The sequence below is a fragment of the Fructobacillus cardui genome (assembly GCF_963580785.1).
Taxonomy (GTDB): Bacteria; Bacillota; Bacilli; order Lactobacillales; family Lactobacillaceae; genus Fructobacillus; species Fructobacillus cardui.
In genome coordinates this window covers 24,344-40,866 of record NZ_CAUZLS010000003.1, presented here as the reverse complement: position 1 = coordinate 40,866, position 16,523 = coordinate 24,344, and the positions used below count along the sequence as shown (strand labels likewise).

Genomic DNA, 16,523 nt, shown 5'->3' with positions numbered 1-16,523 from the left:
AATCAGCTGCTAGTCGTTTAAAAAGCAACAAGATTAAGTGCCACCTAAATTTTTACTAAGTAAGGAAATCAATTGCTATGAATCTTTCGTTACAAACAATTGCACAAGCAACTAAAGGAAGTCTGCATGGACCAGCCGAACAGACTGTGACGGGTGTCGCCTTCGATTCTCGCCAGGTGAAAGCCGGTGACCTGTTTGTCGCCTTAGTTGGTGACAAAGATGGTCATGATTATATTGATCAGGCACTCAAAAACGGTGCCACCGGGGTTCTAGCACAGACACAACATGTTATCGATGGGGCCGTACCAGCGGTGGTTGTTGATGATACTTTAGCGGGCCTGCAGGAATTAGCGAAATTTTACCTGCAAACAATTCAGCCAAAGGTCGTTGCCATTACCGGTTCGAACGGCAAAACGACAACCAAGGATATGGTTGCCGCGATTTTGGCCACGAAGTATCAGACATTTAAGACCCCAGCCAATTTTAATAATGAAATTGGCCTGCCGGTCACCATTCTGACGATGCCAGCGACAACTGAGGTCTTGGTCTTGGAGATGGGCATGGACCGTCCGGGTCAGCTGACGGCTTTGTCAACGCTGGCGCAACCTGACTTGGACGTTATTACCATGATTGGTGAGGCCCATCTTGAATTCTTTAAGACACGAACCAACATTGCCAAGGCCAAGTTGGAAATTATTGCTGGTCTGAAGCCAGGTGGGGAGTTGTTAATTCCAAAAGATGAACCACTCTTGCAGGATGCCGAGGGTTTGCCAGCCAATACGGTTAGTTTTGGACCGGAACCAAAGGACTGTGTTGAAACGCTGCAGGAAACAAAATTTAGCGATCAGGGTCAAGAATTTGCAATTCCGCTCCTGGGCCGTTATAATGTTAGGAATGCCTTGGCGGCAATTCGTGTTGGCCAAGCTTTCGATTTGGACCTCCAAACGATTGCTTCAGCCTTGAAAAATTTTGCGTTAACGAAAAACCGCACCCAGTTGCTGACGGCAGCTAATGGGGCAATGGTCATTTCGGATGTTTATAACGCCAACCCAACGGCGACCAAGGAAGTTTTGTTGGCGTTGGCAAAGGATCATACTGAAAATTTGGTTTTAGTTCTTGGTGACATGCTTGAACTTGGTGAAGCGGCACCGGCCCTTCACGCTGGCTTAAAGGAAGCTGTTTTGCAGGCACAACCAAAGGCGGTTTACCTAGTCGGTCCTTTGATGGTGGAAAACCTAGGAACAGTTTTGAAAGAAACGTTGCCATCTGATCAGGTTCACTTATATCAAACTGACCAGTTAGAAGCACTCGTGACTGATTTGACAAATGACCTTGATTCAAATGATTGTGTCTTCTTGAAGGCCAGTCACGGCATCCACTTGGAGAAAGTTGTAGACCATTTGGTCACTGATCAAGGCAAGCAGGGAGGTGTCCATGCTTAAACGGGTCGATCTTTTCCCAGAAAAAGTAAAATCACTATGGTTTAGGGACCATTGGCTGGCTTTGTCAACGATTACCTTGATTATTCTTTTTATTGGGGGAGCAATTGGCTTAGCAAAGTTAACCAAAGCTAGTCCACAAGCAATTTTGCCTGAACAAAAAATATTTTCGGCTGATAATGTCAAGAATTTAAAAAAGGACCTTAGTCCGCAGAATCAGACTGCTGAAGCAATTGATCAAAAATTAAAGAGTGAAAATTTCACCGGAACAGCCCTAGTCATCAAGGATGGCAAAATCATTTTGAACCAGGGTTATGGCTTTGCTAATTATAGTAAGCAGGTGCACAATAATGCCCAAACGGTTTATCATATTGCGTCTTCTGCTAAATTTTTGACAGCTGTTTTAGTCGGTCAGGCAGTTTCTGAAAAGAAGCTTTCCTATGATGACCATCTCAGCCAGTTTTATCCAAACATTGCTAATGCTGATCAAATCTCGATCCGAGATTTGTTGACGATGACCTCTTCTTTGCAGCAAAAGTTGCAACCAACGACTTTTACGTCTGATCAAGATAACGCTCAATTCTCGGCTGATAATACGGAGAATACCGGAGCGGCCATTGGTTCTGGGGCTGGTTGGTCTTATCAGCCAGTTAATTACCGGTTATTGGCTGGTATTTTAATGAAGATTTCGGGTCAGTCCTTTGACAAAATGGTTAAAGACTACTATAACAAGCAGTACAAGCTCAGCATTGACGATTATGTACAGTTTGCAGAGGATAATCAGGCTGCCTTGGGTTATCAAAAAGATACTACTAGCCCAACTGGTGTCACCAAGGTTGAAAATGAGCGAGAAACTGGAACAGGAAACCTCGCGATGTCCGCTGGTATGCTTTATCGAGCCTATTGGCTCTTCTTCCATGGTGATTTCTTTCAGAACCCAATGGAGCTCTTGGTTCAGCATTTGCCGGCCCACTATGTCTCTGGTCTTTATCGTTATGGCAACGTTTATACCTCTCATGGGATTTTTAACGGTTTTGAGCCATCCGTTGTTTTGGGCAAGAATAGCCAAGATGCTGTGATTCTATTGGCAAATCAGTACTACCATGGCCACAGTTTTGAGGGTCTCTCACGTGACCTATATGAGAAGCTAACAGGAACGAAGGTTCCTTCCTAAACACTAGTCAGCCCAGCTAGACTATAAACTGCTTGGCGTATTTTTGACGTGCTGGTGGCACGTTATGATGGAAACGACTCAGCGATGAGTCAGGGCGCGCTGAACCAGTGCGCAAAAAGGAGATAATTTTGAAGTTTAATGAACTCGGCTTGTCACAAGCCATTTTGCAGTCAATCGAAGCCCATGGCTACGTTGAAGCAACCCCCATCCAAGAAAAGACAATTCCTTTGACCTTAGCAGGTAAGGATGTTATCGGCCAGGCCCAAACAGGAACTGGTAAGACAGCCGCTTTTGGTTTGCCAATCTTGGAAAACATCGACTTGAATGACCAAAACATCCAAGCTGTTATCATCTCACCTACACGAGAATTAGCAATCCAAACTGCCGAAGAATTGAAGAAGCTTGGCTCTGACAAATCAGTTAACGTCCAAGTTGTCTTCGGTGGTGCCGATATCCGCCCACAAATTAAGGGCTTGAAGTCACACCCACAAATTTTAGTTGGAACTCCTGGTCGTTTGTTAGACCATATTAACCGTAAGACTGCCAAGCTTGGCGGTGTTAAGACATTGGTTTTAGATGAAGCCGATGAAATGTTAAACATGGGCTTCTTGGATGACATTGAAGCCATCATCGCTCAGGTGCCTGACCACCGTCAGACACTGTTGTTCTCTGCAACAATGCCTGAAGCTATCAAGCGAATTGGGATGAAGTTTATGACGAATCCTGAATACATCCAAATCAAGGCCAAGCAATTGACGACTGATTTGGTTGACCAATACTTCATTCGCGTTCGTCACGAAGAAAAGTTTGATGCCTTGACTCGAACAATCGATATCCAAGAACCATTCTTGGGCATTGTCTTTGGCCGGACAAAGCGTCGAGTTGAAGAATTGGCTCGTGGTTTGGAAGCTCGTGGTTACCGTGCCGCTGGTTTGCACGGTGATTTGACGCAACAAATGCGTTCACGTGTCTTGGACCAATTTAAGGCCCATGAAATCAATCTTTTGGTTGCGACCGATGTTGCGGCCCGTGGTTTGGATGTTAAGGACGTGAGTCACGTTTATAACTTCGATATTCCACAAGATCCAGAATCATATGTTCACCGTATCGGTCGTACTGGTCGTGCCGGTGCTGAAGGTGTTTCAGTAACCTTAGTTGCACCAAACGAAATGGATTACTTGCGTGCCGTTGAAGAATTGACGAAGAAGCGCATGACGCCATTGCAACCAGCAACTTTGAAGGAAGCTCGGATTGGTCGGATTAATGGTGCCATTGATACCGCAGCCGTAACCATTAAGGGCTTGAACCCAGCTGAATTGCAAGACCAAGTTAACCAAATGACGTCACAATTCACAGCCGAACAATTGGCCGCCGGTTTGTTGGCTGCCGTGGCTGGCTTGGATAAGCAAAACGCACCAGTTGTTTTGTCACGCGAACGTCCTTTGCCTCGTCGCAAGGGTGGTTCATCATCACGTCGTGGTGGTTACCGTGGTGGCAACCGTCGTTCAAATGGTAACGGTGGTGGCTACCGAGGTAATGGCGGCGGTCGTCGTAATGGTAATGGTGGCGGCTACCGGGGTGGTAACCGTTCACATTCCGAAAATCGCGATAACCGTGGTGGACACCAAGGTGGTGGCAACCGTCGTCGCCGTGACTTTACCGTCCGCGAAAAAGGCTAAATTAGATACACTACAAATTGAGCGGATTGGTCGCTTAAAAAAGTGTAAAACCGTCTGTAATCAGGCGGTTTTTTTGTCCCTATCTCGTTATAATGAGTGTTAGAACTATAGTTGGGAGAACCGTTAGTGAAGAGAATTGAAGAGGCCTTAGCCTATATTCACGGTCGGCCAAGGGCTGGCAAAAAAGATAGCTTCGCCCGTTTAGACGCCTTGATGACGGTTTTGGGTCATCCCGAAGACCGTCTGGAAGAAACCATCCATATTACTGGAACCAATGGGAAGGGGTCAGTAGCGACCATGGTGACGGCGGTCGCTAAAGAAGCCGGCTTTCGTGTCGGAACTTTTACTTCGCCATTTATGACCGATTTTCGGGAACGTTTTCAAATCAATGGGGAATTAATCACACCGGCTGACCTGATTTTGTATACCAATAAGGTGAAGGAAGCAACCGACCGGGTGGAGCAGGCATCTTCTGGCCTGTTGACGCCAACCGAATTTGAAGTGGTGACGGCCATTATGTTTCTGTATTTTGCAGACCAAGACCTTGATTTGGCTGTAATTGAGGTAGGGATTGGTGGTCGCTTTGATTCTACCAATATTTTAAAGATGACCAAAGTTGCCGTGGTGACGACCGTGGCCTTGGACCACCAGGCAATGCTTGGCGACACCGTTGCTGCAATTGCTGGTCAAAAAGCCGGAATCATCAAGCCGGGATCAAAAACGGTGATTGGGCCTGGTGTCACAAATGAGGCCAAAAAAGTGATTGAAGCGCAGGCCAAAGCGGTTGGCAGTCCTGTTTTGATGGCACAGGTTGGGTCGTTTCATTCGGCTTTGTCTGGCAGCTTTCAAGCTGATAATACGGCGACCGCGGTGCTAGCGCTGAAAACTTGGCGTCCCAATTTGCAAGATGAGGTGATTCAAGCTGGTTTGAACCAGGCCTTTTTGGCCGGGCGCTTTGAACAAATTAAGCCAAAGATTTACTTAGATGGTGCCCATAACCAGGCTGGTATTCAGGCCTTACACCAGTCAATTAAGGAAAATTTGGCTGGCCCCGTGACAGTCATCATTGGCTCTTTGGCCGATAAAAATGTTGATTTAGCTTTCTTGGAACTTGAAAAAGACCCGCAGATTACGTTGGCCTTGGTGCCCTTTGAGGGTGTTGCCGGTCGCCCTGGCTTACAAAAAGACCAGGTGGACTTAGCAAATCAGGACCTGATTTGGTACGATTCATTGGACCAGGCCCTCAGTGAAAATCAGAATCAAAACGTTGTGATTACAGGGTCCTTGTACTTTATTAGTGATGTTAGGAGAGAATTATGCCAGAAAAAGTCTTAAGCCCTCGGCTCATTTTGAGTATTTTGGCAATTGCCTTACTTGGTTTTACGGATATTATGTTGGAGACGGCTTTGAACGTTTCCTTCCCAGCTTTGATGAAGCAATTGCATGTTGATTCAGCGACGGTTCAGTGGTTGACCTCCGGGGTCATCTTATTGACGTCGATGATTGTCATTATGTCGCCTTGGTTGAAGGCCCGCTTTAGTAACCGGTCTCAGTTTATGGTGGCCGGGGTAGTGTCATTGATTGGAATTTTCATTGATGCGACCTCCAACCAATTTGGTCTTATCCTTTTTGGTCGCCTCCTGCAAGGTGTTGGAGCCGGCGTTGGCTTGCCCCTCATGAACAACGTCGTTTTTGAACAGGTTCCCGACAATCGCCGTGGAACGATGATTGGTTTAGCCTCCTTAATTGTTTCTTTTTCGCCTGCCTTGGGCCCAGCCTTTGGTGGGTTCTTAACGGCCTATTATGGTTGGCACATGATTTTCTGGGTGGTTTTGCCAATCCAGCTCTTTGCCCTAATCGTTGGTTGGTTCACCATTCAGCAAATTGATCCGCTTAAGAAAGCCCGCTTTGATTTGATTGGCTGGTTATTGTTGTCTTGTTTCTTTGTTGGCGGCTTAATCACGGTTGATCGTTTGTCTGGTCACGGTCTGTTCAACATCTTGAGCTTAACTGCTTTAGCAGTGATGTTGGTTGGAATCTTCGGGTACTATTTCTATGCTCAAAAAGAAGAGGAACCACTGCTTTCACCAAAGATGTTTGCCCTGCCAATGTTTCGCCAGGCGGTCCTAGCGGCGGTCTTAATTCAGGTCGTTAACTTGACCTTTAACTATGCAATCCCAATGGGACTGCAGCTGGTTTTGAAGCAGAGTTCAAGCGTTGCTGGTTTGTCACTTTTCCCTGGTGCAATTGGTTTTGCGATCATGTCCATCATCTCTGGAAACTTGTATGACCGCTTTGGCCCTAAGTTGCCTAATGCGATTGGTCTAGGATTCATTGTTCTTGGCATGGTATGGATTGTCTTGGTACCATTTACCGTCTGGTCGATGACGATTGCCTTTGTGATTACCCAGTTGGGTGGTGGCTTCTGGTTTGGAAACAATATGACCAATGCCATTTCACACCTAGACCGAGTCTTTCATAGTGCTGGTAACTCGATTTTTTCAGCAGTTAATAATTATTCAGCCGCTGTTGGAATCGCCTTGGCTGCCTCGATTATTTCCATTTTCCAAAAGGGTGCAACGAATTTGTCTGCTGCAACTTTGAATGGTATTCAGTGGACTTATCGCTTTGATGTGATTCTGATTGCTTTGGCCGTTTATCTGTCGTTGAAGGTCATGAAGGATGCTGGTGATGGTCCAATGGTCATTAAGGACTAAAGACTCTTTTCTTTTTTGATGATTTGAACCTGATTTTTTCGTCTGATTGCATGAAGGAGAATTGCAATATGATGAAAAATCAGGTTTTTAATTTTTACGAGGCGATTGGCGAGGATGGCCAAAAGAATAGTGAAATTTTTCAGCTGTATTTTCCCGAAAAATATCTTTTTTGGGAACTCGATTATGAGACAAAGGCTGATTTTATCGCTGAAAATCCGGGCCCGAACCGGGCCTTGTTGATTGCGATGCACTTAGGAGTAACCTTTGCATCGGAACGTCGACCAATCTTACTTTCTGCCCGGCATTCCAACATGGTTGGCGCTTTTGCAAAGGAAAAATTAGGACCGTTAAAGCAGGAACAACTATTTTTGGCCCTATTAAATACGCAATTAGACGTGATTGGTTGGGAAGTCGTTTTCGTTGGTACCTTAACCGAAGTGGCCGCCTCACCACGTGAGATTTTCCAACGAGCCTTGTTGGCCAATGCCTATGCTATCATCATTGCTCATAACCATCCGTCAGGAAACTTACGACCTTCGGTTCAAGACAAACAGTTTACCAAACGACTATACTGTTTGGGGCAGGACTTAAACTTGCCACTCCTTGATGCCTTTATCGTGGCCAAGGATGGCTATTGGTCGATGCAAGAAAATGGCCAATTACTGGGTGGTGAAATTGATGAAGCCACTGATTTTGTTTAGAAATTTCTTTCTTTCGCTCTCATGATAAACCGGTAAAAATGGTAAAATATTGTTAGTAATAGCACGAGAGAGGATCGAAAGATGACTGCAAAAATTGTGATGATTGGTGGGGGATCGGGATTACCCGTCATCATTCGCCCATTAATCCAACACGATGTCGATTTGACGGCAATCGTAACGGTTGCTGATGATGGTGGCTCTTCTGGTTTGTTGCGTGACTACGTGAACATTATTCCACCTGGGGATATTCGCAATATCTTAGTAGCCATGTCTGAAGGGGACCAGGAACTATTAGACCTTTTCCAGTACCGCTTTAAAACGAATGATGCTTTTTTGGCTAAACATGCAGTTGGTAATTTGCTGATTGCGGCTTTAACGGAAATGACCGGTGATATTTCGGAAGCGATTGCCCGTTTAGCCCATTATTTGAAAATTAAGGGCCATGTCTTTCCTGTAGCGAAGCAGCCGTTGATTTTACATGCCAAAACGAAAAGTGGTCAATTTTTGGAAGGCGAGGCGGCCATTACGGCTGCTCACCAGTCTTTGGACCATGTTTGGGTAGAGCCAAATGAAAAAGGTGAAGAAATTGTCGCCAGTCCGGAGGCCATTGCGGCTATTTTGGATGCTGATTTAATTGTCTTTGGACCGGGATCACTCTTTACATCGATTTTACCGAATGTTGTGGTGCCAGGTATCAAAGAGGCATTGCAAGAAACAAAGGCTAAGCAGGTTTACATTGCCAACATCATGACCCAAAAAGGGGAAACGGATTCCTATACTGATGCCGAACACTTAGCGGTCCTAAATCACCATTTAGGGCAAAACTTGATTGATTATGTTTTAACGAATGATCAAGAGGTGCCAGCAGATTTCGTTGACTACCAAAAGTGGGGCGAAATTTCCAAACAAGTTGTTCAAGACCCAGCAAAAATCAGACAAGCTGGAGCTAAGAGTATTTCTAAAGACTTCTTGGCCCTGCGTGATGCCGGAGCCTTTCACGATGGAGACAAGGTTGCCGACGTGTTAGTTTCACTGACAGAGGAGTAAGATGTCGTACGCAGCAGAAGTAAAAAAAGAACTAACCGGGCGAACGGTTTCAGACGATGCTGCCAGATCAGAATTGGCTGCGCTTTTACAAATGAATGGCGCTTCGAGTTGGGGGATTGAGCAGGAAGTCCGGGTTCAAACTGAAAATCCGGCTATTGCTCGTCGTATCTATACTTTGATTAAGCAAATTTACCCAACAGCGGTAGTGGAAGTTCAGGTTAATCAGCGGGCCGCCTTATCTGACCGTAAAAAGCTTTTAGTTGTTTTACAAAGTCAAGTTGAGCAAATTTTAAAAGAGCTGGGCGTTGATCCATTGGGAATTGACCAGGAAGTACCGGCTTGGTTATTGAACAGCAAAAAAAAGCAGCAAGCCTTCTTGCGAGGGGCTTTTTTGGCCGCTGGTTCGGTAAACTCACCGGAGAAGGCCAATTACCATTTGGAAATCTACACTGGCCATGAGGAGCTAGCTGAGCAATTGGTTGCTTTGATGACAAACTTTGACCTTCAGGTCAAGGTGACGCCCCGACATTCTGGTTACATTGTTTATATGAAACGAGCTGAAAAAATTGTTGATTTTCTAAAACTAATTGGTGCTGTACAAACCATGCTTCATTTTGCCGATATTCGGATTGCTCGCGATACCCGGAATTCGGTCAATCGGATGAATAACGCCGATGTCGCCAACATGCAGCGCACGGCTGTTGCAGCCAATAGCCAAGTCCAAGCAATTTTGACCATCCAAAAAGCAATTGGTGACCTTGATGAGTTACCAGCTAAGTTAGCTGATTTTGCCAGAGCCCGACTCGACCACCCTGATGGTTCCTTGGCTGAAATTGGCGATATTTTAGAAATTTCTAAATCGGGAGCAAACCATCGTATGCGTAAATTAGCGAAATTAGCTGATTTAATTCAATCTGGTGGTGACTTTGATTTGGACAATATTTAATTTGAAATCATTCGCCTTTATTTTAGTTTCTTGATAAAGTGCGTTACAATTATATTCTAAGAACACTACAAAGGAGTATTGCTATGTGGCCAGGAGTAATTGAACAAACCGCCAATGGGCGTGAATCCTATGACTTGCCTTCCCGTTTACTGAAGGACCGAATTATTTTGGTTCAAGGTGAGGTTGAGGATAGCATGGCAACATCGATTGTTGCCCAGCTACTCTTCTTGGAAGCCCAAGATCCTGAAAAAGAAATTGCAATGTATATTAACTCACCAGGTGGTTCTGTGACCGCTGGTTTGTCGATTACAGACACGATGAACTTCATTAAGGCCCCTGTGACAACGATTGTTATGGGATTGGCAGCTTCAATGGGAACCATCATTGCCGCCTCTGGTGAAAAGGGGCACCGCTTTATGTTGCCAAACGCCGAATACCTAATTCACCAACCAATGGGTGGGGCAGCCGGTGGTACACAGCAAACCGATATGGCCATTATTGCCGACCAATTGACTAAGACGCGTAACAAGTTGAACAAGATTTTAGCCGATGGTTCTGGTAAGAGCTTGGATGAAATTGCACACGATACAGAACGTGACTTCTGGATGTCTGCCGAAGAAACCTTAGAATACGGTTTGATTGACGGCATCATGGAAAAGGCTGGCGAAAAGCCAATTACTTTGAAAAAATAAGTAATTTAACCATATTTTTTGATTAATTTTAGTGTATAATATTGTTAGAAAGTTAATTTGGAGGACGAAAATGAAAATTTTTGCTTACGGAATTCGTGATGATGAAAAGCCAGCTTTGGAAGATTGGGAAAAGAAGAACCCAGATGTAACGGTTGGTTACACGCAAGAATTGTTGACGCCCGAAACTGCTCAATTGGCTAAGGGGTCAGATTCAGCTGTTGTTTACCAACAATTGGACTATACAAAGGAAACTTTGACGGCCTTGGCTGAAGTCGGGGTTAAGAACTTGTCTTTGCGTAACGTTGGAACTGACAACATTGATTTCGATGCTGCCAAGGAGTTGGGCTTCAACGTTTCAAACGTCCCAGTTTATTCACCAAACGCCATTGCAGAACATTCAATGATTCAATTGTCTCGTTTGCTTCGTCGTACGAAGCCAATGGACGCTAAGGTTGCTAAGCATGACTTGCGTTGGGCGCCAACTATCGGTCGTGAAATGCGGATGCAAACTGTTGGTGTTATCGGTACTGGTAACATCGGTCGTAAGGCAATCAATATCTTGAAGGGCTTCGGCGCTAAGGTTATTGCTTACGACAAGTTCCCAAACAAGGAATTGCAAGAAGAAGGATTGTACGTTGATTCATTGGATGACTTGTATGCACAAGCCGATGCCATTTCATTGTACGTTCCTGGTGTTCCTGAAAACCATCATTTGATTAACAAGGACAGCATCGCTAAGATGAAGGACGGCGTTGTCTTGGTTAACGTTTCTCGTGGAAACTTGATGGACATCGATGCTATTATCGATGGTTTGAACTCAGGTAAGGTTTCTGATTTTGCCATGGATGTTTATGAAGAAGAAGTTGGCTTGTTCAACGAAGACTGGTCAGGTAAGGAATTCCCTGATCCAAAGATTGCGGACTTGATTGCTCGCGACAATGTCTTGGTTACGCCACACATCGCCTTCTATACTACTAAGGCCGTTGACGAAATGGTTCACCAATCATTTGATGCCGCTGTTGCTTTTGCTAAGGGCGAAACACCAGCCATCGCAGTTAAGTTTTAATTGATTTTAAAGAGCTAGGAATAATTGTTCCTAGCTTTTTTATTTGTTTGCCATTTGAGTCGATTAAAAAATTAGCGGTGAGATTCCTTTTTTAGTCTGAGTGGCGATTATCAAGCGATTTATAAGCGCTAAATTAGATTTTTACAATTAGACAATTTAATTGACCTTTTACTCAAAAGAGCGTATTATACTTCTAGCGATAAATAACTGGATTGATGGAGGTCGAAATGAAAGTTTTTGCTTATGGAATTCGTGATGACGAAGTACCAGCTTTGAAAAGCTGGCAAGAAGAAAACCCCACTGTTGAGGTTGATTACACGAACGAAGTGTTGACAGCTGATACAGTTGCCCTGGCTAAGGGGGCTAATTCTGTTGTCACTTTGCAGCTCGACCCTTATGGGGCAGATGTCTTAGAAGGTTTGGCTGATTTAGGAATCAAGAACCTATCCCTACGTAATGTCGGAACGGAAACAATTGATTTTGAAGCTGCTAAGCGTTTAGACTTTAACCTTTCAAATGTTCCTGTTTATTCACCAAATGCCATCGCCGAACATGCGATGATTCAATTGTCTCGCTTGCTTCGCCGCACGAAGCCAATGGATGCAAAGGTTGCTAAGCATGATTTGCGCTGGGCGCCAACAATTGGTCGTGAAGTCCGGATGCAAACTGTTGGTGTTATCGGTACTGGTAACATTGGTCGTAAAGCCATTAACATCTTGAAGGGCTTCGGCGCTAAAGTCATTGCCTATGATAAATTCCCAAACAAGGAGTTGCAAGAAGAAGGTTTGTACGTTGACACCTTGGATGAACTCTTTGCACAAGCCGATGCTATTTCATTGCATGTGCCAGGTGTTCCTGAAAACGTTCACTTAGTTAATGGTGAAAGTCTTGCTAAGATGAAGGATGGCGTTGTGATTGTCAATACATCACGGGGTAACCTAATCGATACGGATGCTGCGATTGCTGCTTTGGATTCTGGTAAGATTTCTGATTTAGCTTTGGATGTTTACGAGGGTGAAGTTGGTATCTTTGAACATGATTGGTCGCATGAAGAGTTGCCTGATGAAAAATTGGCCGACTTGATTGCTCGTGATAACGTCTTAATCACACCACACGTTGCCTTTTACACAACAAAGGCAATCCACGAAATGGTTTACCAATCAATGAGTGCTGCACTAGCCTTTGCGAATGGTCAACCATCGGATAACGCTTTAGAATATTAAGAATTTTAGCTCAAATTAGGAATAGTTTGAGCTTTTTTGTGCACAAAATTTTGTAAAATCCGAATTTCGATGATATAATTATGAATTTCACGATGCATTTTTGCGATTTATAAGTGAAATGATAATGATTATAAACAAGTGAAAGTCTATTAAATTGGGGCAATGGGCACAAAAATTTCTGTAATGGACTTCACAATTTCAAAAAGACCTGTTATACTATTTTATGCAATATAAAAACTTCACAATTATAAGATGTGAAGCGGAGGAAAAATATGACAACAGCAGAACAATTTTCCGGTAAAACGCCATTGGGCGTGAAGGACTTCTTCTTTAAGGTTCTTTCCGGGTCCGCCCAAGGAATCTTAATCGGTGTGCTACCATCAGCCGTGATGAAGTACATCATTCAATTTTCAGGTCTGGGTAAGACACCCCTTGGGGCTGATTACTCAGCAATTTTGACACTTTTTACATCAATGATTCCATTCCTAATCGGAATGGCCGTGGCGATGAACTTCAAGATGAAGCCTCTTGACACGGGCGTTGTAGCACTGGCAACGGTTGCTGCTTCAAACTCAATTCAATGGGCAATGGTTAAGGCTGGCACGGTACAACCCGTTTCTGGTAAGACATTGGCTGTTCCAACGCGTCTCTTTGTTGCTAACGGCGCTGGTGATGTGATCAATGCGATGTTGGTAGCTGGTCTAGCTGTTTTAGCTATCTGGCTGGTTGACCGTTATCTGGCCGGTTTTGGATCGGTAGCGATTATCTTGTCGCCAATTATTGTTGCTGGTGGCGTTGGTTTGTTTGGTAAGATAATTGCACCTTATGTCGCTCGGATTACGACTTGGATTGGGGATATGGTGGACGTTTTCACTAAATTAGCCCCATTACCAATGTCTATCTTGATTGGAATGGCTTTTGCCGTCATTATTATCACACCAATTTCAACAGTTGGAATTGCCTTGGCGATTAACTTACATGGAATGGCTTCTGGTGCAGCAGCCATGGGTGTTGTTGCAACAACAATTATCTTGCTTTTGAACTCATGGAAGGTCAATAAGAAGGGAACAACGGTTGCCATCTTCTTAGGAGCGATGAAGGGAATGATGCCTTCAATCTTTAAGAAGCCTGTGATGATTTTGTCCTTCATGTTTTCGGGTGCATTATCAAGTGTCGCAGTGGCACTCTTTGACATCCAAGGAACGCCAACAACGGCCGGTTTCGGTTATATTGGTTTGGTTTCACCATTGCAATCAATGATTAAGGATGCTGCCGTACCAAGTTCAGTCATGAATAACTTTATCTCACCAGTTGTTGCGCTATTGGCCTGGGTAGTTATTCCTGTTGTGGTAGGTTTGTTGACTCAATTTATTTTCGTCAAAGTTTTGCACCTTTTCGAACCAGAAGATTTGAAGCAAGAACTATAAAATAAACATGAAATTGGACCGCAAGGTCCTTTTTTTCTTGCCTTTTGAGAAGAGCTTAGTTAGAATATTATGGTATCTTTTTTCAATCTTTCGGCAAATATAAAGAAATAAAATCAGATAAAAAGCTGACAATGTTCGGATTTTTTATTATATTAAATTAATTATGAGAAAATATATTCAGAATGTCCGAATATATGCTAGAATAGGAATGTTAAATTTTCATCTAAATTGGAGGGCCACTCATGGCAGAAGAAGAAAAGTTGAACAGAGGATTTGGTCTCTGGTCATCGTTAGCATTAGTGATCGGAACCATCATCGGTTCTGGGATTTTCTTTAAGCAGGGATCTGTCCTGCAAACCGCAGGTGATACGAATACTGCCCTTTGGGCTTGGTTGGCGGGAGGAATCCTGACCTTGACCGCCGGAATGACGGTAGCCGAAGTTGGCTCACAAATGGCGGAAACGGGTGGCATCTATTCTTACTTAACTCATCTATACGGTAAAACAACCGGTTATTTGGCTGGTTGGATGCAGGTGATTTTTTACGGTCCAGCGATGATGGGGGCAATCTCTGCTTACTTTGGTGTTTTATTTGTTTCTCTGTTTGGTTTAAAGAGTGTGTGGTCGTTGCCTACCGGCATGGTGGCCCTCGCTCTGGTTGGTTTGTTAAACTCGATTCCAAACCATTTTTCCGCCGGGTTCCAGGTCTTAACAACTGTGATTAAGATGTTGCCGATTATCGCCTTGATTATTTTCGGCCTTTTCTTTGGAAAGCATGATGCCTTAGGTCAGATGGTGACGACGATGTCGCACTCAAATGCTGGTGGTTTTGGAGTCGCTGTTTTGGCTACGCTTTTCGCCTATGATGGCTGGGTGACATTAGCAAACATTTCTGGTGAAATCAGAAACCCACAAAAAGTCTTGCCAAAGGCAATCATTACCGGAATCTTGATTGTGATTGTGGCCTATATGGGTATTTCTTACGGGGCCTATCGTTCATTAACTGCTAATGAAATTGTTGCTTTGGGGGAAAACACCACATTGAAGATGGCCACAAATGCTTTTGGTTACTGGGGTGGCCGTGTCCTTTCGGTTGCTGTTTTGGTTTCATTAATCGGTACGTTAAACGGTAAGGTTGTCTCGTTTCCACGGATTTTGTATGTGATGGCTAAAAAAGGAGACTTCCCTTTTGCTAAAACTTTTGCTAAAATCAACCACAAGTCCAAGACGCCGAATGCCGCAATTTGGTTAATGGTTGCCATTGCCTACCTGATGATGGCTTTGACGGACCCTGATCAATTATCGGATTACGCGATCTTCGTGACTTTCTTGTTCTATATCCTGGTCTTTATCGGTGCCTTTAAATTGCGCCGACAAGATCCAAAGGGGCTGAAAAGAACTTTCTCAATGCCGTTTTACCCTGTTATTCCCATTGTGGCTATCTTGGGTTCACTCTACGTTGAGATTTCTGAAATTATTAACGATTTGCATGGAATCGGAATTTCGGTTATCATAGTTCTAGCTGGTTTGCCACTGTACGGGTGGTTGAATCGAAAGAAATAACACTTAGATAAGCGCGAATTTCTCGAAATCGAGTAGTTCTTATACAAGAAATCCTATGTTTGTATATTTTCCTGACGAACGTTACGGAAGCGTTATCTGTTTTAATATTCTCGTAATATTGATTGGGGAAAATAATAACCATGATGTTTAATAAAGTTTTACTTACAAGTATGGCCGTAGCCGGTTTAGCACTGACTGCCGCCAACACACAATTTAATAAAGGAAAATCAACCTCTGACCAAGCGGTCAAGGTTACTGATTCAGTGAACACTAAGAAGGTTTCTACTGCCGTTTCATCTGTTGATAATCTCAAGAGCTTGGAAAATACTGCAGCTAGCCAGACTGTTGCTTCATCTGATGATGACACTGCCAGTTCATCTGACGATACATCCAACAGTCAAAGCCAAGTGACTTCGTTGTCTGCAACGACAACTCAGGCAGCGCAAGCTACGCCTGTGGCCACTTCAACTGCTGCCCAAGCTTCATCGACAAGCACGGCAGCTGCATCAACTTCTTCCGCATCAACAGCAACGACATCAGTAGCTGCAACAACTTCAACAGCCTCTGGTGACATTAACTGGTTGATTTCTCGTGAATCAGGCGGAAACGTGAATGCACAAAACGGACAATTCTATGGTATCGGGCAATTGTCTCCTGCGGCCTATGCAACTTATGTACCTGGCCAAAACTACCAAGGTAATTATGCCGTTCAATTACAAGCTATGCAGGCTTATATTGCTGCCCGCTATGGTTCTGTAGCAAATGCTATTAGCCACTTCCAAAGTAATGGTTGGTACTAAGCTATAAAAAATCGGAAAACAAAGGGCCCCGTTAAGGGGTCCTTTTTTGC

At 44.1% G+C, this 16,523-nt stretch carries 14 protein-coding genes; all 14 read left to right on the top strand.

The genetic code is table 11. The features are described 5' to 3' along the window. Window positions 1-77: 77 nt before the first annotated feature. On the top strand, window positions 78-1,442 hold the full coding sequence (locus AABI20_RS03505; protein ID WP_338346783.1) for a UDP-N-acetylmuramoyl-tripeptide--D-alanyl-D-alanine ligase: 1,365 nt from the start codon (window positions 78-80) through the stop codon (window positions 1,440-1,442). Then, window positions 1,435-2,613, top strand: coding sequence for a serine hydrolase domain-containing protein (locus AABI20_RS03500; protein WP_338346782.1), 1,179 nt, complete (start codon window positions 1,435-1,437; stop codon window positions 2,611-2,613). The genes AABI20_RS03505 and AABI20_RS03500 overlap by 8 nt, the downstream gene beginning before the upstream one ends. Window positions 2,614-2,741: 128 nt before the next feature. Further along, complete coding sequence (gene cshA / locus AABI20_RS03495) at window positions 2,742-4,292, top strand: degradosome RNA helicase CshA (protein WP_288846737.1); 1,551 nt, start codon at window positions 2,742-2,744, stop codon at window positions 4,290-4,292. A gap of 126 nt (window positions 4,293-4,418) precedes the next feature. After that, the gene (locus tag AABI20_RS03490) at window positions 4,419-5,627 is read left to right on the top strand and encodes a bifunctional folylpolyglutamate synthase/dihydrofolate synthase (protein ID WP_338346780.1); all 1,209 of its coding nucleotides are present in this window, start codon (window positions 4,419-4,421) and stop codon (window positions 5,625-5,627) included. Beyond that, entirely contained in the window at window positions 5,609-7,009 is a 1,401-nt protein-coding gene (locus AABI20_RS03485; protein ID WP_047974292.1) for an MFS transporter, read from the top strand. The genes AABI20_RS03490 and AABI20_RS03485 overlap by 19 nt, the downstream gene beginning before the upstream one ends. A 68-nt stretch (window positions 7,010-7,077) precedes the next feature. Then, window positions 7,078-7,710, top strand: coding sequence for a JAB domain-containing protein (locus AABI20_RS03480; protein WP_338346778.1), 633 nt, complete (start codon window positions 7,078-7,080; stop codon window positions 7,708-7,710). A gap of 81 nt (window positions 7,711-7,791) precedes the next feature. Beyond that, complete coding sequence (locus tag AABI20_RS03475; protein ID WP_047974294.1) at window positions 7,792-8,757, top strand: gluconeogenesis factor YvcK family protein; 966 nt, start codon at window positions 7,792-7,794, stop codon at window positions 8,755-8,757. A 1-nt stretch (window position 8,758) separates the two neighbouring features. After that, entirely contained in the window at window positions 8,759-9,703 is a 945-nt protein-coding gene (gene whiA, locus AABI20_RS03470; protein ID WP_047974295.1) for a DNA-binding protein WhiA, read from the top strand. An 83-nt stretch (window positions 9,704-9,786) separates the two neighbouring features. After that, the gene (locus AABI20_RS03465) at window positions 9,787-10,395 is read left to right on the top strand and encodes an ATP-dependent Clp protease proteolytic subunit (protein ID WP_047974296.1); all 609 of its coding nucleotides are present in this window, start codon (window positions 9,787-9,789) and stop codon (window positions 10,393-10,395) included. Between the two features lie 70 nt (window positions 10,396-10,465). After that, on the top strand, window positions 10,466-11,461 hold the full coding sequence (locus AABI20_RS03460) for a D-2-hydroxyacid dehydrogenase (protein WP_047974297.1): 996 nt from the start codon (window positions 10,466-10,468) through the stop codon (window positions 11,459-11,461). Between the two features lie 227 nt (window positions 11,462-11,688). Further along, entirely contained in the window at window positions 11,689-12,684 is a 996-nt protein-coding gene (locus AABI20_RS03455) for a D-2-hydroxyacid dehydrogenase (protein ID WP_338345929.1), read from the top strand. A 272-nt stretch (window positions 12,685-12,956) separates the two neighbouring features. After that, window positions 12,957-14,111 (top strand): PTS sugar transporter subunit IIC, encoded by a 1,155-nt coding sequence (locus tag AABI20_RS03450; protein WP_288846741.1) that lies wholly within the window; start codon window positions 12,957-12,959, stop codon window positions 14,109-14,111. Window positions 14,112-14,353: 242 nt separating this feature from the next. After that, on the top strand, window positions 14,354-15,673 hold the full coding sequence (locus AABI20_RS03445) for an APC family permease (protein ID WP_047974298.1): 1,320 nt from the start codon (window positions 14,354-14,356) through the stop codon (window positions 15,671-15,673). 140 nt (window positions 15,674-15,813) lie between these two features. Then, window positions 15,814-16,473: an aggregation-promoting factor C-terminal-like domain-containing protein gene (locus AABI20_RS03440; RefSeq protein ID WP_053068891.1), complete on the top strand. Its 660-nt coding sequence runs from the start codon at window positions 15,814-15,816 to the stop codon at window positions 16,471-16,473. Window positions 16,474-16,523 lie beyond the last annotated feature (50 nt).

Excerpts from the sequence above, each read along its gene's own strand:
- AABI20_RS03505 (WP_338346783.1), top strand. The coding sequence starts at position 78 with ATGAATCTTTCGTTACAAACAATTGCACAAGCAACTAAAGGAAGTCTG.
- AABI20_RS03500 (WP_338346782.1), top strand. The coding sequence starts at position 1,435 with ATGCTTAAACGGGTCGATCTTTTCCCAGAAAAAGTAAAATCACTATGG.
- AABI20_RS03485 (WP_047974292.1), top strand. The coding sequence starts at position 5,609 with ATGCCAGAAAAAGTCTTAAGCCCTCGGCTCATTTTGAGTATTTTGGCA.
- AABI20_RS03480 (WP_338346778.1), top strand. The coding sequence starts at position 7,078 with ATGATGAAAAATCAGGTTTTTAATTTTTACGAGGCGATTGGCGAGGAT.
- AABI20_RS03475 (WP_047974294.1), top strand. The coding sequence starts at position 7,792 with ATGACTGCAAAAATTGTGATGATTGGTGGGGGATCGGGATTACCCGTC.
- whiA (WP_047974295.1), top strand. The coding sequence starts at position 8,759 with ATGTCGTACGCAGCAGAAGTAAAAAAAGAACTAACCGGGCGAACGGTT.
- AABI20_RS03465 (WP_047974296.1), top strand. The coding sequence starts at position 9,787 with ATGTGGCCAGGAGTAATTGAACAAACCGCCAATGGGCGTGAATCCTAT.
- AABI20_RS03460 (WP_047974297.1), top strand. The coding sequence starts at position 10,466 with ATGAAAATTTTTGCTTACGGAATTCGTGATGATGAAAAGCCAGCTTTG.
- AABI20_RS03455 (WP_338345929.1), top strand. The coding sequence starts at position 11,689 with ATGAAAGTTTTTGCTTATGGAATTCGTGATGACGAAGTACCAGCTTTG.
- AABI20_RS03450 (WP_288846741.1), top strand. The coding sequence starts at position 12,957 with ATGACAACAGCAGAACAATTTTCCGGTAAAACGCCATTGGGCGTGAAG.
- AABI20_RS03445 (WP_047974298.1), top strand. The coding sequence starts at position 14,354 with ATGGCAGAAGAAGAAAAGTTGAACAGAGGATTTGGTCTCTGGTCATCG.
- AABI20_RS03440 (WP_053068891.1), top strand. The coding sequence starts at position 15,814 with ATGATGTTTAATAAAGTTTTACTTACAAGTATGGCCGTAGCCGGTTTA.